This is a genomic window from Vallitalea okinawensis (assembly GCF_002964605.1).
Lineage (GTDB): Bacteria > Bacillota > Clostridia > Lachnospirales > PQDH01 > Vallitalea_A > Vallitalea_A okinawensis.
In genome coordinates, this window is the sequence record NZ_PQDH01000004.1 from 262,612 (window position 1) to 281,649 (window position 19,038).

Annotated in this window: 16 protein-coding genes and 1 riboswitch; of the genes, 13 read left to right on the forward strand and 3 right to left on the reverse strand. The window is 35.7% G+C overall.

The window, feature by feature from the left end; translation table 11 throughout:
• Window positions 1-23 precede the first annotated feature (23 nt).
• The 7 genes from C1Y58_RS14020 to C1Y58_RS14050 all read left to right on the forward strand — a co-directional run bounded on the left by C1Y58_RS14020 (window position 24) and on the right by C1Y58_RS14050 (window position 8,359).
• A complete protein-coding gene (locus C1Y58_RS14020) occupies window positions 24-605 on the forward strand; it encodes a UbiX family flavin prenyltransferase (RefSeq protein ID WP_105616686.1) in 582 nt (193 codons plus the stop codon).
• On the forward strand, window positions 602-1,348 hold the full coding sequence (locus tag C1Y58_RS14025; RefSeq protein ID WP_157950104.1) for an ABC transporter ATP-binding protein: 747 nt from the start codon (window positions 602-604) through the stop codon (window positions 1,346-1,348). The genes C1Y58_RS14020 and C1Y58_RS14025 overlap by 4 nt, the downstream gene beginning before the upstream one ends.
• Window positions 1,341-2,069, forward strand: a complete 729-nt coding sequence (locus C1Y58_RS14030; protein WP_105616688.1) for an ABC transporter permease — start codon at window positions 1,341-1,343, stop codon at window positions 2,067-2,069. The genes C1Y58_RS14025 and C1Y58_RS14030 overlap by 8 nt, the downstream gene beginning before the upstream one ends.
• Window positions 2,070-2,081: 12 nt before the next feature.
• Window positions 2,082-2,450 (forward strand): FMN-binding protein, encoded by a 369-nt coding sequence (locus C1Y58_RS14035; protein WP_105616689.1) that lies wholly within the window; start codon window positions 2,082-2,084, stop codon window positions 2,448-2,450.
• A 12-nt stretch (window positions 2,451-2,462) separates the two neighbouring features.
• Window positions 2,463-4,028 carry an ATP-binding protein gene (locus C1Y58_RS14040; RefSeq protein ID WP_105616690.1) on the forward strand — a complete coding sequence of 522 codons (1,566 nt, stop codon included), beginning with the start codon at window positions 2,463-2,465 and terminating at the stop codon, window positions 4,026-4,028.
• Window positions 4,029-4,071: 43 nt separating this feature from the next.
• Window positions 4,072-4,755: a response regulator gene (locus C1Y58_RS14045; protein ID WP_105616691.1), complete on the forward strand. Its 684-nt coding sequence runs from the start codon at window positions 4,072-4,074 to the stop codon at window positions 4,753-4,755.
• Window positions 4,756-5,104: 349 nt separating this feature from the next.
• Complete coding sequence (locus C1Y58_RS14050; protein ID WP_105616692.1) at window positions 5,105-8,359, forward strand: cellulose binding domain-containing protein; 3,255 nt, start codon at window positions 5,105-5,107, stop codon at window positions 8,357-8,359.
• An 85-nt stretch (window positions 8,360-8,444) separates the two neighbouring features.
• Here C1Y58_RS14050 and C1Y58_RS14055 read toward each other — a convergent pair whose 3' ends face one another.
• Window positions 8,445-9,227 (reverse strand): SDR family NAD(P)-dependent oxidoreductase, encoded by a 783-nt coding sequence (locus C1Y58_RS14055; protein ID WP_105616693.1) that lies wholly within the window; start codon window positions 9,225-9,227, stop codon window positions 8,445-8,447.
• Window positions 9,228-9,508: 281 nt separating this feature from the next.
• On the opposite strand from C1Y58_RS14055, the gene uvrC reads away from it, so the two are divergent.
• From uvrC to C1Y58_RS14070, 3 genes are all read left to right on the forward strand, one after another.
• Window positions 9,509-11,368 (forward strand): excinuclease ABC subunit UvrC, encoded by a 1,860-nt coding sequence (uvrC, locus tag C1Y58_RS14060; protein WP_105616784.1) that lies wholly within the window; start codon window positions 9,509-9,511, stop codon window positions 11,366-11,368.
• 28 nt (window positions 11,369-11,396) lie between these two features.
• Window positions 11,397-12,071, forward strand: a complete 675-nt coding sequence (locus C1Y58_RS14065) for a uracil-DNA glycosylase (RefSeq protein ID WP_105616694.1) — start codon at window positions 11,397-11,399, stop codon at window positions 12,069-12,071.
• 130 nt (window positions 12,072-12,201) lie between these two features.
• Window positions 12,202-12,966: a peptidylprolyl isomerase gene (locus C1Y58_RS14070; protein ID WP_105616695.1), complete on the forward strand. Its 765-nt coding sequence runs from the start codon at window positions 12,202-12,204 to the stop codon at window positions 12,964-12,966.
• A 66-nt stretch (window positions 12,967-13,032) separates the two neighbouring features.
• On the opposite strand, the gene C1Y58_RS14075 is transcribed toward C1Y58_RS14070, so the two are convergent.
• Window positions 13,033-13,746 carry a lysophospholipid acyltransferase family protein gene (locus C1Y58_RS14075; RefSeq protein ID WP_170311597.1) on the reverse strand — a complete coding sequence of 238 codons (714 nt, stop codon included), beginning with the start codon at window positions 13,744-13,746 and terminating at the stop codon, window positions 13,033-13,035.
• Window positions 13,670-13,960, reverse strand: coding sequence for a hypothetical protein (locus tag C1Y58_RS26465; RefSeq protein ID WP_157950106.1), 291 nt, complete (start codon window positions 13,958-13,960; stop codon window positions 13,670-13,672). Before C1Y58_RS26465 ends, C1Y58_RS14075 begins: the two co-directional genes overlap by 77 nt.
• A 216-nt stretch (window positions 13,961-14,176) precedes the next feature.
• Between C1Y58_RS26465 and C1Y58_RS14080 the strand changes: the two genes are divergently transcribed.
• From C1Y58_RS14080 to hflX, 3 genes are all read left to right on the forward strand, one after another.
• A complete protein-coding gene (locus C1Y58_RS14080) occupies window positions 14,177-15,844 on the forward strand; it encodes a glycosyl hydrolase family 18 protein (protein WP_105616697.1) in 1,668 nt (555 codons plus the stop codon).
• A gap of 279 nt (window positions 15,845-16,123) precedes the next feature.
• Window positions 16,124-16,185, forward strand: a riboswitch (Fluoride riboswitch).
• A 225-nt stretch (window positions 16,186-16,410) separates the two neighbouring features.
• Window positions 16,411-17,616 carry a cation:proton antiporter gene (locus tag C1Y58_RS14085; RefSeq protein ID WP_105616698.1) on the forward strand — a complete coding sequence of 402 codons (1,206 nt, stop codon included), beginning with the start codon at window positions 16,411-16,413 and terminating at the stop codon, window positions 17,614-17,616.
• A gap of 148 nt (window positions 17,617-17,764) precedes the next feature.
• A complete protein-coding gene (gene hflX, locus C1Y58_RS14090) occupies window positions 17,765-19,036 on the forward strand; it encodes a GTPase HflX (RefSeq protein ID WP_105616699.1) in 1,272 nt (423 codons plus the stop codon).
• The last annotated feature ends 2 nt before the right edge of the window (window positions 19,037-19,038 follow it).

Below are 19,038 nucleotides of genomic sequence, written 5' to 3' on the forward strand. Positions count from 1 at the left end.
TGATGATTAAGGGAGGTTGGAGTGTGGCTAGATATATTGTTGGTATTACTGGGGCTAGTGGTAGTGTTTATGGGAAAAGAGTTGTTGAGGAACTAGCCAAGGAGCATGAGGTCTTTCTAATCGTGACAGATAATGGTAGGAAGGTTTTTGAGTATGAGTTAGGTGTCCAGATGGATCAGTGGTTAGATGAGATTACCAAGAGTGGTGCAAATGTCAAAGTATGCGATATTGATAATATGTTTGCACCTGTTGCTAGTGGTTCGTTCCAAATAGATGGTATGGTTATTCTACCGTGTTCCATGGGGAGTCTAGCGAAGATTTGTCATGGTACAAGTGATAATTTACTCATACGAGCGGCAGATGTTATGATTAAAGAAAAAAGAAGACTTATTCTTGTACCAAGGGAAACACCTTTTAGTACAATCCATCTTAAAAACATGTTAGCATTAAGTGAATTGGGAGTTATACTTTTACCTCCTATGCCTGCATACTACCATCTCCCTAAGAGTATTGAAGAGATGGTGGAATTAACAGTGGGCAGGATACTAAATCACCTTGGAGTGAGTAATGATTTACATCAACAATGGATAGGAAGATCATCATGATTGATGTTAAGAGTGTAACTCTCTCTTTTAAAGACAAAGATCAGAATATACAAGTACTCAACAATGTTTCTATGTCCATTGAAAAAGGTAGAATAGCAGTTTTGATTGGACCTTCTGGGATTGGTAAAACCACATTACTAAAGACCATAGCGGGTATACTAAAAGATTATAATGGTCAAGTTTTGATAGCGGATGAGCAGGTAGATCCAAAAAAGCATCGGGTTGGCTTTATTACCCAAGGAGATGGTCTCATACCATGGAAAAAAGTTAAAGAGAACATTACCTTAGCAGCAAGAATAAAAGATGGCAAGAATAATATTGATCAGCAATTAATGAGTAAAATAAATAAGCAATTGAAGATTGACAATCTTTTAAATCGTTATCCTAAACAGTTAAGTGGTGGGGAAAAGCAAAGAGTCGCTATGGCTAGATCTTTTCTACTGAAACCTCAAATTTTACTGATGGATGAGCCTTTTTCTGCTTTGGACGATTTAACAAAAGAGGAAGCTAGACAATTGTTTTTGGAAATATGGAAGAATAGTCATGTAACAACTCTATTGGTAACGCATAATCTTCGTGAAGCTCTTTATCTTGGCCAAGAGATATGGGTTTTAACACCTCAAATGAAGGGATTAAAGTGTATTGAAAATCCAGTATTCGGTTGGGATTATAGGGAAAAAGCTTTAGAAATCATTGAAGCTGAGAAAAAGCTAAGTAGCTTATTGGGAGGAAAAGATGTCTAAAGGATTAAAAAAATATGGTATTAGAATATCAATACTGCTTATCTTGTGGCAACTTATCAGTATGCTTGTTAAGATGCCATTAATACCATCAGTTGATCAAATCATCTTGAGTATTTTTAATATCGATGAATTAGCCATACATGTTTTCTTTAGCTTGAAAAGAGTTTTATTGGGTATTTTCCTAGCTTTATCCGTTGGACTACCTTTAGGGATTATCATGGGGGCCACAAAACAAGGAGAAAAATTATTACAGCCTTATTTATATTTGACTTATCCAGTACCTAAAATGGCCTTTCTACCATTGGTGATGCTAGTATTTGGTTTAGGCGATATAGCTAAGATTATAATGGTATTTTTAATAACGGTATTTCCGGTCATCGTTAATGTGAGGGATGAGATCAAGAAGATTCCTGAAGATACTTACATACCCATTGTTTCATTAGGTGCCAGCAAACATGTTGTCCTTCGTGAAATTATCCTACCAAGTATTTTACCAGGCGTATTAACAGCATTAAGAGTTTGCAGTGGTACTGCACTATCAGTGTTATTCTTTGCAGAGAATTTTGGAACAAGCTATGGGATGGGTTATGTCATTATAGATGCTTGGATGCGGGTTAATTACAGTGAAATGTATGGTGGCATATTTGTAATGAGTTGTATGGGACTAACACTCTTTGTGCTTATTGATTTAATAGAGAAGAGATTCGTAACTTGGCGATAGGAGGAATCCGATATGAAGATTAAAGATATAATAGCTATAACTCTTTTATTAACATCTGCTATCATAGGTATCCTTATGATTAGTGTATTTAGACAGCAGCAGGAACCTCTCTATTTTGCAGGTACTTATATAGGAACAGCGGAAGGTAATCACGGACCAATAACAGTCTCAGTTACAACAGATGATTATCGCATACTTGATATAAATATTGTTGAAGAGTATGAGATGCCAGAGGTAAGTGTCTATGTTTACGATGAAATGCCAGAAAAAATGATCAAGCGTAATACATGGGACGTAGACGTTGTTACCGGGGCTACATATACAAGTCAAGGTGTCATCAATGCAGTGCAGAATGCACTAGACCAAGGCATGAGGCAATAAAGGAGGCTGGTGATGAAACTTCAATATAAAATGACTCTTTTTTTCGTTTTAATACTAGCCATTGTCATTTGGACTATTGGTTTTTTTGGTCTCAAGAATTATGAAAACAGTTTAGAAGTACAGATGGGTAACAATGCTATGGATATTGCTGTAACTCTGGCTTCAATGGAAAAGGTTCAAGAGAAACTTGCAGACAAAGATTATCATGCGGTTCAAGAGATTATTGAAGGAATAAGAGTTAATACCAGATTTCAATACATTATTGTTATCGATATGGAGGGTATAAAATACTCTTACCCGACGGCTTATGGGCTTGGAAAACCATACATCAGTGGTGGTGAAGAAGAAGTTCTAAAGACTGGAGAGGCTTATGTTTCAGCAGATAGAAATGAATTGATTTCAGCTATACGTGCATTTGTACCGATTTATTATGAAAATGATCAAATTGGGGCAGTTATCGTTGGCTTATTAAAGGACCGGGTAACAGAAGAGAATCAAAGCTATTATCATCTTCTTTACATGACTTTCTTTATCGCAGCTCTTCTGGGGTTGATTAGTGCGACTCTGCTATCATTAAACATTAAAAAAAGTATATTTGGTTTAGAGCCCAAAGAAATTGCTCTTTTGCTGGGACAAAGAGATTTGATATTGCATAGCTTTAAGAATGGTATCATAGCCGTAGGTGAAGATAAAAAGATTATCTTTTACAATGATACAGCTAAGAAGATATTTGATTTCAAACGGGATATTACAGGTGAAGATGTAGAAGTTTTATGCCCGCATTATAGAGTTTTACTTGAAGAAGTACTTGCTACGGGGGAATCCATCTATAACCAAGAAATGAGGGTAACACCGTATAAGACTCTTGTTAGTAGCCATACCATAATGCGCAATCATAGAAATGAAGTCATTGGTATAGTTTCTGATTTTCAAGATTTAACTGAGATTAAACAGATGGCTGAAGAATTAACTGGAGTGAAGAAAATGACTCATGCTTTGAGAGCACAAAATCATGAGTTCATGAATAAATTACACACGATATCAGGGCTCATTCAATTAGGGGAATATGATAAAGCAGTAAGTTATATTTCGGATGTTTCAAGAATTAGAGCAGAACTTTCTACAACTCTCAATAAACGAATAAAAAATTCTCATATAGCTGCATTATTACTTGCTAAATACAACAAAGTAGCTGAAATGAAAATTGAATTAAATATCAATCCCAACTCCCATTTAGAAAAGTTGCCAGAGACTGTTTCGGCTGATGATTTTTGCTCCATACTTGGTAATTTGATTGAAAACAGCATTGATGAGTTGTTGGAGGTAGACTATCAAGGAGTTATTGAGGTGGATTTTGCTTCAGAACAAGAAGGCTTATACATGAGTGTTACTGATAATGGAAGAGGTATAAGTGAAGAAAAACAGCAAAAGATATTTGAAAGAGGTTATTCAACGAAGGATGGTAATAGAGGTCTAGGACTTGATATTGTTAAGCGAATTGTAGATGATTCCAATGGCGTGATTGATGTAACAAGTGAAGAGGGAACAACCATAGAAGTCTTTATACCTATGGAATAGAAAAGTGTTAAAAGATTATTGAAGTTGAAGGAGAAGAGGAAGAATGATAGAAGTCTTAATAGTTGAAGATGATCCAATGGTGAGTGAAATCAATCAAAAGTTTCTTGAGAGAATTGATGGATTTAAAGCAAGTCATGTTGCACATTCCCTTGCTCAAGCAAAAGAGTACTTAAGTGAAAAAGAACCCGATTTAATACTTCTTGATGTCTTCTTTCCTCAAGGAAAAGGGTTGGATTTACTAAAGTGGATACGACAAGAAGGACTTAAATGTGATGCTATTTTAATTACAGCAGATCGGCATGCAAAGACTGTGGAAGAAGCTTTTCGTTATGGAGCAGTGGATTATTTGATAAAGCCATTCGTTTTCGAACGCTTTAAAGAAGCTTTATTAAAATATGCAAATAGAAAAACAAATTTAAATCAAAATGAACATGTTGAGCAAGGCATGATCGATCGGTATATACTCCAAGAAAAAGAGCATCATTTTGACCCACATGATGTAGGGGAGATGAAAGGATTTAATGAATTAACCTATAAGAAAATCATTGACAGTATTGATGGTATGGAGGGGAATCCTTTTACAGCAGAAGATATAGCCAAAGAAGTAGGTGTTTCTAGGATAACAGCACGGCGTTATTTGGACTTCCTAGAGAAAGAGAACAAGCTCAGTATTGAGTTAGAATATGGTAAAGTAGGGCGCCCAAAAAATAAATATCGTAAGAGATAAAATGATGTTAATACAAGAATAGTCATGGTTTTAAACCGTGGCTTTTTTAGTAGCGATAAACTTTAGTTTTTTGAAACATAGTGTAATCTTTATACTGTTTATATATTAATAAATTATTAATTATATTACGTTAATATTAATAATCATATTGTTTTACTTTAATTTTTAATCTTGTATTTTATTATTAATGAGTTGAATATGTTAAGAAATGATAAAAAATTGCGCAGATATTAATTATTATAGGTTAATTAATATTTATGCAATAAATATGTAATAAGTCTAACATCTTCATGTGATAGCATAAAAATGTGGTCGCAACTGATAAAGTAAACATTAAAGGAGGCATTACATGAAGAAAAATCGTAATAGCATAAGGATGAGGCGAGTATTGGCTTTTATTCTCGTCATAGCACTAGCGTTTGGTGTTATTCCTGGCATGACTAAAGAGGCTGATGCCAAGGAGGTACCCATGCTATGGGAAGTTAATACGCACTACAACGTTGGAGACCAAGTAACCTATGAAGAAAATATCTATCAGTGTTTACAAGGACATACATCCATCTCAACATGGAATCCAGTAGCTGCAACATCACTATGGAAACCTGTAGATAATCATGTGCCATATCCTGATAATATGAATCCAGAAATGGATAACGGTGATAATAGTAGTGGTAATGATCAGAATGTCCAAAATGGAGAGATAGAGTTTGAGATCGTATCCGATTGGGGTTCTGGCATGACAGCCAATGTAATCATTAAGAATACTGATATAAAGTCCATTGATGGATGGACTGTGGAAATTCAACTAAATGAAGATATAAAGATTCACAGTTCATGGAATGGAGAGGTTAAGCGTTCAGGAGATAAAGTAACCATTACACATGTAAATTGGAACAGTAATATTCCACCAAGTGGTACTGCTAATGTAGGGCTTTCAATAAGCTATACTGGTGCATTTCAGCAACCAACAGCATTTAAATTGAATGGTAAAACTGTAGATGTTCCAACAAATCCGGAACCAACAGAACCAGAACCTATTGAACCTGATCCAGAGCCGACTCCTGAACCAACACCTATTCCAGATGGGCAGAGTAATTTTGTCGGTTACTTCCAATCCTGGTCTGATAAATGGGCATCCAATGGAGCTGATACTCATTTAGCCAATTTACCGAAGTATGTCAATGTAGTTATGTTAGCATTTGGAAAGCCTGATATGACTTACAATGGTAACTTGAATTTAACTGGAACAGGTTTGGAATTTAGCTATGATGGAAGTGTACTTAAAGAAGCTATTGATACACTTAAATCCAGTAATCCTAATACAAAAGTTATCCTATCCATTGGTGGTTTAACTTATACAAATTGGGAGAATATCAATTATGATGCTATTGGAAGACTTGTGAAAGACTTCAATATGGATGGTGTGGATTTAGATTATGAGCCAGCAGGAGGGTTTTATACAAGCTATGATAGCAATGGTAAGATTACTTATGCTAAAGAAGATGAATATGTTTACATCATCAATGAAATGCGTCAAGCATTACCACGGCCTTATATACTTGCAGCTACAGCTTGGAGTGTTGGTGCGTACGGTGAAGATGAATGGCAAAATGCGAAGCCAGGACCTTTTGCAAGTACAGGTATGATGTTACCTGTTCTAAGAAAAGCTGGAGACAAACTGGACATGCTAAATGTAATGGGTTATAATGCAGGATCCTATGATCCAATAGATGCTCTTAAAGCTTTCAAAAATTACTATGATGGTCCAGTTAATATGGGGGTTATGGTACCGCCAGAAGACTGGGGAGGTCATATATGGACACTTGACAAATTGGCTGAGACGGCAAAATATGTCCAGACTAATAATGTAGGCGGTATGATGATTTGGAGCTTACAACGTACAAACAGCAATCCAAGTTATACCAACCCCGATAATCAAATGATGTCAACATTGATTGCCCAAGAACTTCATTTGGAAGAAGCCAATGAGCCATTGTTCCCACTAAGTAATCCAACCTATACATCACCTTGGGGGGACAAGTACCCCTATGAGGGTAATGATCAAACCGGTAATGACAACAATGGAAATGACAATAACAGTAACACTGGTAGTGATGATATAAAGTGGGCAACAGAACAAGGATTAGTTGTAGAGGCAATTAACTATAGTGAAACAGATAGTACATTTGAGACAGAATTCTTAGTGCAAAACCCTCATACATCCTACAAGTGGGACAGTGGGATCTACAATGTTTGGGGATTTACCTTTAATACTTCAGCCCAAGTTACATCAGTAGAAGGTGCTAAATCTTTCAAACAAGATGGTAACAAAGTAACAATCATGTTAAATGACTGGGACACAACGATTCCTATGGGGGAAACAAGAACAGTTACTGTCAATTACAATAAGATAGGTAATGCTAACTATCCAAGAGGTATCCTGGTCCAGTTTATGCGTGGTGAAGATATCTATCCAGATCGTGCAGACTTACCTGATGGATTTATACAAGGTAAAGCAAACCTTGCAGATACTGACTTAATCAGTAACCCTAATGCTTACTATCAAATATCAGTTTCTCCGATTGCAGATGGTTTAATTCTATATAATAGTCCATCTGACACTCAAATTACTATCGGTTTAGCGGATGATGTCTACACGAATCTAACCAGTGGTATTAAAATGTGGATACCATCTAAGTATATGGCTATGGGGTTGGGATTTGCTCAAGAAGTTTATGGGATTAATCCTAATTATATGGCTGCTTTAGGAACGAAAGAAAATTTCTCAGCAGCAGTATATCCAACAATAGAAGGAGCATTCAGACATCCAGTAACTATTCAGGGACAAACATGGTATTGGGGAATGACGTCCGGGTCGGTAGATGGACCTTTCCAGCAAGAAACGCCCAACTTTAATGAGGTTAAAGATTTCTTTCCTGATTCCTTTCCAGCAGATGCTGCCCATGATGATTATACCTATGTATCAGAAGACATTAACGATAAGAGATTTATTAAAGCAACTATTGCTTCAGCAGCCAGTCTAAGTATGACACGTGAATTCATGTATGCTGTACCTTCTTATGAGTTCAAAGACTTTATCAATCAAGCAGCAGACCCATCAGCAGAAGATATCCTTTTAACATATATCTACAATAGAGGGTTATACTCTGTGGATGGTAGTGTATTTAGAGAGAACCGTTCAGCAAATTTACAATCAGTAGACTTAGTTGAGACTTTGGGTTATGCAGGCTTCGCTGATCATGTTCCACAAGTGTTAGGTATACTAGGTAAGATGAATAAAGAAACATCAGATATCTATGATATTGAGTTAACAAAAGATGATATTGCTATCTTTATATCTGAAATGAGAAGTTTTTATCCACATGGTATTCCAACAGAAGCAGAATGGAATGCTATGACAGAAGATGTTTATAGAGCCTTTGATGTGCTAGCAGAACATTGGGGTGGTGATACAATCTCATATCGCTATGATTTTTTAACGTTACTTAGAGTAATAAAAACATATTTACCATCTGAGATTCCACCAGCTCCAAAAGGTGAAAACTTTGGTTATCAAGTAATTAATAGAGATACAGCTAAATAGAGATAGATACAGCTGAATAATAGAAGAAGTGTAAGAGGAGCCTATATGTCATAATGACATATAGGCTCCTTCTAAATAACTATCTTTATCCCTTATTAGGTTGTTTACTCATCCCAATCCCAAGTATAGCTGTAACAGCTTTTCTAGGGACAAAACGTTGAATTTGAATCATGAACTTATTATTCAATCCAGGGATGGCAATGGATTTGCCTTTCTTCAGAGCCTTATAACCTTTTATAGCTACTGATTCAGGCGTTGCCTTATGTCTGAAGAGATCTGACTTACGATTAACTTCAGCACGACTAAAGAAATCTGTATCGGTACTGCCAGGACATAATGCTGTTACTTTAATTCCATATGGCTTTAATTCGTAAGCAAGGGCTTCAGAAAAATGAACAACAAAGGATTTAGAAGCAAAGTAAACATTCATATGTGGTCCTGATTGAAAGCCTGCTACAGATGCTACATTCAGTATTTTACCTCTTTTACGTCTTACCATATCTTGACTGAAGAGATGGGTTAAGTGAACCAAAGAAGTCATATTCACCTGCATCATATCTAATTCATTTTTTATATCATTGGTGTGGAATAAACCATATGAACCAAAACCAGCATTATTGGCTATGATATCGATCTCTAAGTTTAATTTCTTCACATCATTATAAATACTTTCTGGCGCAGTAGGATCACCTAGATCATATACAAGTGTATGAATATGTGGGGTATAAGTCTTAAGTTTTTGTTTGGCATGTTCTAAACGCTCTTTATTACGACCGACCATAACAATACCATAACCATCTAAAGCCATTTCTCTCGCTAAATAATAACCAATTCCACGATTAGCTCCTGTTATTAGTGCATATTTCATGTCATAACCTCCTAACTGAAAACTGATATCGACAAATAATAATTATAGTATACTCTGTAAACAATAAGAGGTCAATACGATTAATCAATATTTGATCAATAATAAGAAACTATGAGGATGAAGCAAGAGCTATTACCGAGGAAATAAAAAACATTCTATCCTACATCTCGTCAAGAACGTATATTCCTGTTATAATAGAGATATTGTTCAATGAGTTGAATAGAGTATGATGGACGGGAATCATGGAGAAATATAAGATCGAGTTCGAGGTAGGTGGTATTATGTTTGATATACAAGAAGAATTGAAGAAGTTACCGGATAAACCCGGTGTTTATATAATGAAAGATGAATATGAGAATATTATCTATGTTGGTAAAGCTATTAAATTAAAAAATCGTGTAAGACAATATTTTCAGAGTTCGCGTAATTTAATGCCTAAAATTAAAAAGATGGTACAGCATATCAAGGAGTTTGAGTATATCGTTACAGACTCTGAATTAGAGGCATTAATTTTAGAGTGTACTTTAATAAAAAAACATCGCCCAAGATATAATACCCTATTAAAAGACGATAAGAGTTACCCCTATATAAAAGTTACCGTTGGAGAACCATTCCCACGAGTCATGATGACAAGAAGCCTTAAGAAGGACAAATCCAAGTATTATGGTCCATATACCAGTTCTGGTGCAGTGAAAGAGACCATTGAGATTATTAAGAAGAATTGGCCTATTCGAACATGTAATAGAAGCTTACCTAAAGACATTGGGAAAGATCGACCTTGTCTCAACTATCACATTGGCCAATGTCATGCACCTTGTGATGGGAAAATCAGCGCAGAAGACTATAGGGAAATCATTTCTGAGGTTATAACTTTTTTAGATGGTAAATATGACATTATATTAAAAGAATTAGAAGCTAAAATGCAGGTAGCATCAGAGAATTTAGATTTCGAAGAAGCAGCAAAGTTAAGGGATAAGATTAAGAGTATTAATATTGTAGCTCAAAAGCAAAAGATGATTAATTCGTCAATGGAAGATCAAGATGTTATAGCTTTTGCAAGAAGTCACGATGAAGCATTAGTACAAGTTTTTTTCATTAGAGGTGGAAAGCTCATAGGTAGAGAGCATTTTATGCTCAATGGTGTAGATCAGTTATCTAGGTCAGAAGTCATGACCACATTCATTAAGCAGTTTTATTCAGGGACACCTTTTATCCCAAGGGAGTTAATTCTTCAAGAGGAAATTGATGAAACAAATATCATACAAGCTTGGCTTTCTGATAAGCGGGGGCATAAAGTGCATATTAAAGTACCGCGTAAAGGCGATAAATCAAAACTAGTTGATTTAGCTGCCAAGAATGCCTTACTAACCCTTGAGCAGTTTGGTGAACGAATCAAGAGAGAAGAACAGCGTACCAAGGGAGCAGTTAAAGAGATTGCTGGGCTTATTGGCTATGAGCAAGAAATCCATCGTATAGAGGCCTACGATATTTCTAACACCTTTGGTTTTCAATCTGTTGGTTCCATGGTGGTCTTTGAAGATGGTAAACCTAAACGCAGTGACTATCGTAAATTCAAGATTAAGACCGTTTATGGCGCTAACGATTACGCCAGTCTAGAAGAAGTGTTAACAAGACGATTATCTCATGCATTGAAAGAGCAGAATGAATTAAAGGAAAAGAATCTATCCAATGAATATGGAAAGTTCTCAAAGCTTCCGGATTTGATTTTAATGGATGGTGGTAAAGGTCAAGTTAATATTGCTAAAAAAGTGCTCAATCAATTCAAGCTTAATATCGAAGTCTGTGGTATGGTAAAGGATGATCGACATAGAACTCGAGGTTTATATTATGAAGGACAAGAAGTGCCTATAGATAAACATACAGAAGGGTTTAAGCTTATTACTAGAATTCAAGATGAAGCCCATCGCTTTGCCATTGAATACCATAAGAAAATTCGCTGGGATCGACAAGTTAAATCTGTCTTAGACGATATTCCAGGCATAGGACCAAAACGACGCAACGCTCTTATTACTGCATTTGCAAATATTGAAAAAATTAAAGAGGCTACTTTAGAAGAGCTTGAGCAAATAGAAGGAATGAATAAAAAATCAGCGGAAGCTGTGTACGTTTACTTTAGATAAATGAACTTTAATTATAGGGAGGTTCAATATGGTTATTTTAAAAAATGACTGGCAAGGGGTTTTGAATGAGGAGTTTGATAAGGCATATTATCAACAGCTACGAGGATTTCTCAAACAAGAGTACAGTACAACAACCATTTATCCAGAGATGTACAGCATCTATAATGCCCTGCATTATACTGCATATAACGATGTAAAGGTGGTTATTTTAGGGCAAGATCCCTATCATGGACCTGGGCAAGCTCATGGGCTTTGCTTCTCTGTACAACCATCAGTTAAGATACCCCCTAGCCTAGTGAATATCTATAAGGAATTGGAAACAGATTTAGGGTGTAGCATTCCTAATAACGGCTATCTAAAGAAATGGGCTGATCAAGGCATATTACTGTTGAATACAGTACTTACTGTGAGAGCTCATCAAGCATTTTCTCATCGGGGTCAGGGGTGGGAAGTCTTCACTGATCAGATTATTAAGCATCTTAATAATAGAGAAGAGCCTATGGTTTTCTTGTTATGGGGAAGTCCGGCAAGAAAGAAGAAAGCACTTATCACCAATCCACAGCATAAGATATTTGAGGCGCCACATCCAAGTCCATTATCTGCACACCGTGGATTCTTTGGCTGTAAACATTTTTCACAGACAAATGAGTTCTTAAAGAGTATGGGAAAAGAACCTATTGATTGGCAAGTGGAGAATATCTAATTAAGAGGTTCTTTTTGTGATTAATTGATGAAGTACCTTGCATTTAAAGAAGTTTTATTATAACATAAAACGTGAATGGATTTTAATCTAGGAAATACGAAAATTCCTATATGAGACAGGAGATATGTAAATGGAAAACAAAGTTTTAGCTAAAGTGGGTAATACAGAAATTACTGCATTAGATATGGAGAAAGTTATTGCTGCAATGCCAGGCGGTAGAGGGCAAGAGCAGTTTAACAACCCAACTGCAAGAAAACAACTGTTAGATGAAATGGTTAACAGAGAAATGATTTACTTAAATGCAGTTGATGAAAAATTAGAAGAAAATCCTGAATTCAAGAAATTAATGGATGAAGCTAAACATAATTTACTTCAACAGTTTGCTATTGATACATTAATCAAAGACATAAAAGTTGAAGAAAATGAATCACAAGAATACTATGAAAAAAATCAAGAAATGTTTAAATCTCCTGAAGAAGTGAGAGCAAGTCATATTCTTATTGCTGATGAAGAAGAAGCTAGAAAAGTTGCTGATGATGTTAAAGCAGGTAAAGATTTTGCTGAAGCTGCTAAAGAGCATTCTATATGTCCATCAAAAGAGCGTGGGGGAGATTTAGGTTTCTTCAGTAGAGGCAAGATGGTACCTGCATTTGAAGAAGCTGCTTTTGCTTTAGAAGTAGGAGAAATCAGTCACTTAGTAAAGTCTGATTTTGGATACCACATCATCAAAGTGGAGAATAAAAAAGTTCCACAAACTAAATCTTTTGAAGAAGTAAAAGGTCAAATTGATGACTATCTTTTAAGACAAAAGAGAACAATTCGTTATGCTGATAAAGTAAAGGTTTTAAAAGAACAGTATGATGTTGAGTTAAACGAAGATGCATTTAAAGCATAGGTTATAGCTAAAAAAACACATGATTAAACCCATTATTTGGGATTTGATCATGTGTTTTCTTTATCATTAATTCTCGACAAACTCTTTGATCTGGCCTTGAACCATATTATGAACGTTCTTTTTCTCTTCATCTGTTAGTTGATCTAAGTAAATAGGTTTAAATACCTTGATTTTTATATTATGGGGTTTGATTTTTAACTTCTTAAGATCTTCAAGTAAGACATTTGTACCATCAAGTGCTACAGGAAGAATCACTGTATTGGTTTTAAAGGCTGGTTTGAAACTGCCCTTTTTAAATTCACCTACTTTGCCATCTCTACTACGTGTTCCCTCAGGGAAAATAGCCATACTATAACCCTTTTTAAGATTTTCAGTAGCCGTAATAATAGCCTTCATGGATTGTCTCATATCATTTCGATTGATATAAACACTTCCTGTCATATCGATCCATTGGGCAATAAGTGGAACTTTTTTAAGTTCTGTTTTTGCCACAAATCCTAATGGAATTTTCAAAGCTGCAAACAACGCAGGTATGTCTATCATACTCTGATGGTTACCAACGAGAAATACATTATCTTCGGGAATATTTTCTAACCCTTCTACATGAACGGTAGACTTCATAGCCATAAAAATTAATTGCGACCATCTAACGACGACTTTTTTCGTATAAGCATTCTGCTTCATAGGATCTTTAATAAAAAACTTACAATAAAGATATTTGGGTATTGACCAAATACCGTACCCCCCAAAAATGATGACTGTATATAAGGTTCTGAGCATCATTAGTCCTCTTTTCTATATATGGTTTTATCGTTAAATTCATTTTAGCAGATTTAGCTTCTTTTGCATAGTCCAATTCATTGTAAGTCAATGTATTCAGTTCAATCCTAGAAGAATCCTCCAAGGTATTGGAATCAGTACTAATCGTAAAGATCCAATATAATATTAATAGTGAGATTATAATGATGATAACTGTAACGAACTTTTTGCTCATATATTTTTGCCTCCTAAGGGTGAATAAGTTAAAGGTATATAAGCTTAATTTAACCCTTCAAAAGGAAGATTATCGCACTAAATAGAGATATGCTAGAATTTACTAGGAGAATTCTGTCGAACATTTCCACAAAATAAAACAAATTTATTGTAGAGTTCTCTAAAAATAAAAGGTATAATGGTAGAATAGATTATAAAAAGACGGTGGTGAGTCCTAATGAAAAAACTAATAGTTTTTCTTGGAGTAATACTAGTAATTGGCATAGGAATTGTAGCTTATTTAATGATGCAACCAGATGTAGAAGAGGTGGCTTATACCCTGTATGATGAAGATCAAATAAAGATTGTTCTGGATGATGAAATGATCGATATAAGTCCATCACCTTCGCTTATCAACAATGTTATTTATTTTCCCTTCGAATTTATTGATACATATGTAGACGATGATTTTTTCTTAGAGGAAGAAGTACAGATTCTAACCTATACGACAAGTGAACACGTTTATAAGGTCAAGGCTGGAGAAAATCAAATTGAAGTCGATGGTCATACTTATGCACTTGATAATAGCTTTTTATGGCAGGATGATACCATGTATATTCCTGTAGATTTCGTCGTCACCTATTTTAACTTCGCTGTAGATTATCGACCTATTTTTAATTTCATAGTTATGGATTCTACTAATGGACCTATTACAACTGGTCGTGTTAGGGAGGAAGAAACTTATCTGTATAATACAGCAGATGAAACCAGTGAGGTTTTATTAACCTTAGAGCCGGATGAAGAGTTACGTGTCTTTCAGTATGATTATTCTAAGATATGGGTAAAAGTACGCTCTGAGGATGGTATTATTGGCTTTGTTAAACGCGATAAAATGGAACATATAAGTATGAATTTTGATCAAATGGTTATGGAGTATGATGAAAGGGTAAATACCCGTGAAAACATTACTATGGTTTGGCATCAAGTTTTTAATCAAACAGCAAATGATATGGCTAAAGAAAGTTTTAGTAATACAGTGGGACTAGAGGTGATTAGTCCCACTTGGTTTTCTCTAAATGATAATGGAGGGCTTAATAGCATTGCCAGTCACTCCTATGTCAATTGGGCTCATTCAGAGGGCTATGAGGTATGGCCTTTAATTGATAATCAATTTGATTCTAGTCTGACTCATGAAGTACTCAGTAATCCAGAAAAACGACAGAATCTTATTGACGATATCGTTGATTCAGCTGTTGCATATAACGTAGATGGTATTAATATTGATTTTGAAAGTGTAGGTAAGGATACAGGTCCTTATTATGTGCAATTTATAAAGGAATTGGCACCAACTCTAAGACGTGTAGGTATTACATTATCCGTTGATGTCTATGTACCATCTGCTTGGACAAGTCATTATGAAAGAGATGAATTAGCAGAATTTGCTGACTACATTGCTATCATGGGATATGATGAGCACTGGTCGGGTTCGGAAGAAGCTGGGTCTGTTTCTTCAATTGGTTTTGTTGAGAATGCTATTGTTAACACCTTAAAAGAAGTACCAGCAGATAAGATTATTCTTGGTGTACCATATTATACCCGTCTATGGGGAGAGGAATTAGTTGATGGTCAACTAGCCTTAACATCAAAAGCACTGGGAATGGAATCTGCCGCTAATCGTCTTGAAGAGAACAATGCTGAGATAACTTGGTTAGAGGATGTTGGGCAATATTATGGTGAATATACCATTGATAATAAAACTTATAAGATATGGTTAGAGGATACGAGATCTCTTGAAGAGAAGTTTAAGTTGGTTAAGGAGTATGATATAGCTGGGATATCAGCGTGGAAGAAGAATCTAGAGAGTGATGATGTATGGCCTTTAATAGATGATTACTTTGAGAAATAAAAAATTAAGATCAATTAAAAGGGGCAAGCGGATAGGGAGTACTATTGTGCTGGCTGAAAAGACGTCCGTGTCTTAGACAGCCAGGCTCACCGTCCATGGTTCGCTGCTCCATAGCACCCCCTATCCGCTTTTTGTATTAGTAATGGGATAGTTAAGAATTTAGTTAATATTAAAGGTCATTAGAACAGAACAAGTAATATGACAGATAAGATTAAATGGAAATACGAGAAAGTGTGAAAAGTAAGAAAGCTATTGAAATGCGCCTCAAGTTGTGCTATGATGATTCTTGGTGATGGAGTTCACCTTTAACCGCAGAGAATGCTAATGACTCCTATTAATTAAAGTGTGATATATCTATATTTATATCTCACTTTGATTAGTAGGAGTCTTTTTAGTGTAGGAAAGTTCGCATTTTACTTATAAAAGCAATGAGGCATCGAACCTCATTACTTTTGATACATTTCGCTACACGTAATGATCAAGCAAGGAATCGTACTTTCTTGCACATACTTGAAAAGTGCCATACTTTTCTTGGATGTTAAAATATATATGAGGAGGAATATTCAATGGCAACAAGTTTAGCACTTATACTGTTATTAGGGTTATTTGCTAGTGTTTTATTTAGAAAGATGAGATTACCTGGGTTATTGGGGATGCTTTTATTAGGTATTGTGTTAGGACCTTATGTTCTAGATGTTATAGATCCTGCATTACGTAACATATCTGAAGACTTACGTTTAATAGCTTTAATTGTTATTCTATTGAGAGCAGGTTTGGGCTTAAGTAGAGGAGAATTGAAACAAGTCGGAAAAACAGCTGCTAAAATGAGTTGTATTCCAGGGATACTTGAAGGTTTTACTATAGTGGTCCTAGCAATATGGATGTTAGATTTTAGTTTTATAGAAGGCGGCATGTTAGGTTTTATTATCGCAGCAGTATCACCAGCAGTAGTAGTACCTTTTATGTTAGTATTCAATGAGAAAAGGATTGGAACAAATAAGGGAATACCTACTTTGATTTTGGCCAGTGCCTCTATTGATGATGTTTTTGCCATCACTATTTTTTCAACATTCTTAGGCTTATATGGTGGGGAACAAGTGGACATTGGCATGAAATTATTGGGGATACCTGTTTCAATTATTGCAGGTTTATTTATAGGAGTAATTCTAGGTATTATTTTAGTAAAAGTTTTTGATCGTTACCATATTAGAGATACAAAAAAAGTATTGATTGTCTTAGCCAGTGCCATACTAATTATTACAATAGAAGATCTGTTAGAAGGAAAGCTCCCCATAGCAGGCTTATTAGGAGTAATGGCGATAGGTTTCATGATCTTAGAGTTGAAGCCAGTGTTAGCAAGACGCTTATCCGATAAATTTAACCGTGTTTGGGTATTAGCAGAAATCATTCTATTCGTCATGGTTGGTGCTGAGGTGAATATAAGCGTCGCCCTTGATGCAGGGTTAGTGGGACTAGGTATCATTGCCATTGGTTTAGTGGCAAGGAGCATTGGTGTTTTTATTTCAACAATGAATACGGATTTAAATATGAAAGAACGTATTTTCTGTATGATAGCTTACACACCAAAGGCTACTGTACAAGCAGCCATTGGGTCAATACCCTTAGCTGCTGGAGTAGAATCTGGTGAGGTCATACTGGCCATTGCTGTTATGTCTATTTTGATAACAGCCCCCCTAGGAGCAATTGGAATCAAGTTAGGTTCTCATAAATTAGTTGACCAGGAAGCTGAGAAGAGCTGCTCAGAGGGCTAGATGCATCTTAATAGGCATAATTAAGTTTACTTGTTTTTTCTCTATACAAAGCTGAAGAGAACTGTTAAACTAAAATAAAATTGATAGAGACTTAATCGACTCATTAGGACTTAACCCCGATTAAGTTATTGAGAGAGAAGGGAATTACATGACTCAACAACATGAAACAAAAGATAATATTGAACGAATGATTCTAGTAGCTGTTGAAGTGCCGAATAGTCCATTTCCAGCGGAAGAGTCTTTAGATGAGTTAGAAGAATTGGCTAGAACTGCCGGAGCTATTGTAGTTGGTAGAGTTATTCAAAAATTAGAGCGTTTTAATCCTTCAACTTATATGGGGAAGGGGAAAATAGACGAAGTAAAAGAACTTATTTGGGAAACAGATGCGACAGGGGTCATAACCGATGATGAGCTTTCACCAGCACAAATCAATAATCTTTCTGATGCGTTTGATGCTAAGGTGATGGATCGTACTATGTTGATTTTAGATATATTTGCCAACAGAGCTAAGACGAAAGAAGGGATGATTCAAGTGGAATTAGCTCAACTCCGTTATTCTTTAAATCGTTTAACGGGTATGGGGAAATCCTTATCAAGGCAAGGTGGTGGAATTGGTACCCGCGGTCCAGGAGAGAAGAAGTTAGAGACTGATAGAAGACATGTACGTGATCGTATAGCTTTACTCAATAGAGAATTGAAGCATATTAAGCACCATAGAGACCTTATCCGTGAAAAGCGTAAAGAGAATGTAGCAATTGTAACTTTAGTTGGGTACACCAATGCAGGAAAGTCAACGATTCTGAATACCTTAACTGGAGCAGATGTTCTCGCAGAAAATAAGCTTTTTGCTACTTTGGACCCAACTAGTAGAGCATGGACATTATCCAATGGTAAAGAAATTGTATTAACGGATACGGTAGGTTTTATCAATAAATTACCTCACCATTTAACAAAGGCATTTCATTCTACTCTAGAAGAAGCTGTATTCGCGGATTTACTCCTACATGTTATTGATTCTTCAAGTAATCATATGGAAATGCAATTGGAGGTGGTTCATAATACGCTATCTCACCTTGGAGTAGATGATTATCCGACTGTAACAGTATTTAATAAGATTGATATTGAAGAACCTTATATTAAACCAACAAGATACGAACCAGAAGCGGTCGTTAAAATATCAGCAACAAATGGAAAAGGGCTTGATGAGCTTGAACAGATCATCATTGACTTCTTCCAGAAGCAAAGTACAGAGATCAAGATTGTCTTACCTTATAGCAATGGTCAAGTTTTGGAGCAAATTCGTACAAAAGGCCAGTTGATTTCCGAAGAGTATGTCGAAGATGGTATTCAAGTTAATGCTTATGTGAATGAGGCCTTATTAGGGCAAATTGAGAAACAACTGGGGTTTAAAATAGTTTAATG

Bases quoted from the DNA above. Each gene is read 5' to 3' on its own strand.
- C1Y58_RS14025 (WP_157950104.1), top strand. From the start codon at position 602: ATGATTGATGTTAAGAGTGTAACTCTCTCTTTTAAAGACAAAGATCAG.
- C1Y58_RS14030 (WP_105616688.1), top strand. From the start codon at position 1,341: ATGTCTAAAGGATTAAAAAAATATGGTATTAGAATATCAATACTGCTT.
- C1Y58_RS14035 (WP_105616689.1), top strand. From the start codon at position 2,082: ATGAAGATTAAAGATATAATAGCTATAACTCTTTTATTAACATCTGCT.
- C1Y58_RS14040 (WP_105616690.1), top strand. From the start codon at position 2,463: ATGAAACTTCAATATAAAATGACTCTTTTTTTCGTTTTAATACTAGCC.
- C1Y58_RS14045 (WP_105616691.1), top strand. From the start codon at position 4,072: ATGATAGAAGTCTTAATAGTTGAAGATGATCCAATGGTGAGTGAAATC.
- C1Y58_RS14050 (WP_105616692.1), top strand. From the start codon at position 5,105: ATGAAGAAAAATCGTAATAGCATAAGGATGAGGCGAGTATTGGCTTTT.
- C1Y58_RS14055 (WP_105616693.1), bottom strand. From the start codon at position 9,227: ATGAAATATGCACTAATAACAGGAGCTAATCGTGGAATTGGTTATTAT.
- uvrC (WP_105616784.1), top strand. From the start codon at position 9,509: ATGTTTGATATACAAGAAGAATTGAAGAAGTTACCGGATAAACCCGGT.
- C1Y58_RS14065 (WP_105616694.1), top strand. From the start codon at position 11,397: ATGGTTATTTTAAAAAATGACTGGCAAGGGGTTTTGAATGAGGAGTTT.
- C1Y58_RS14070 (WP_105616695.1), top strand. From the start codon at position 12,202: ATGGAAAACAAAGTTTTAGCTAAAGTGGGTAATACAGAAATTACTGCA.
- C1Y58_RS14075 (WP_170311597.1), bottom strand. From the start codon at position 13,746: ATGCTCAGAACCTTATATACAGTCATCATTTTTGGGGGGTACGGTATT.
- C1Y58_RS26465 (WP_157950106.1), bottom strand. From the start codon at position 13,960: ATGAGCAAAAAGTTCGTTACAGTTATCATCATTATAATCTCACTATTA.
- C1Y58_RS14080 (WP_105616697.1), top strand. From the start codon at position 14,177: ATGAAAAAACTAATAGTTTTTCTTGGAGTAATACTAGTAATTGGCATA.
- C1Y58_RS14085 (WP_105616698.1), top strand. From the start codon at position 16,411: ATGGCAACAAGTTTAGCACTTATACTGTTATTAGGGTTATTTGCTAGT.
- hflX (WP_105616699.1), top strand. From the start codon at position 17,765: ATGACTCAACAACATGAAACAAAAGATAATATTGAACGAATGATTCTA.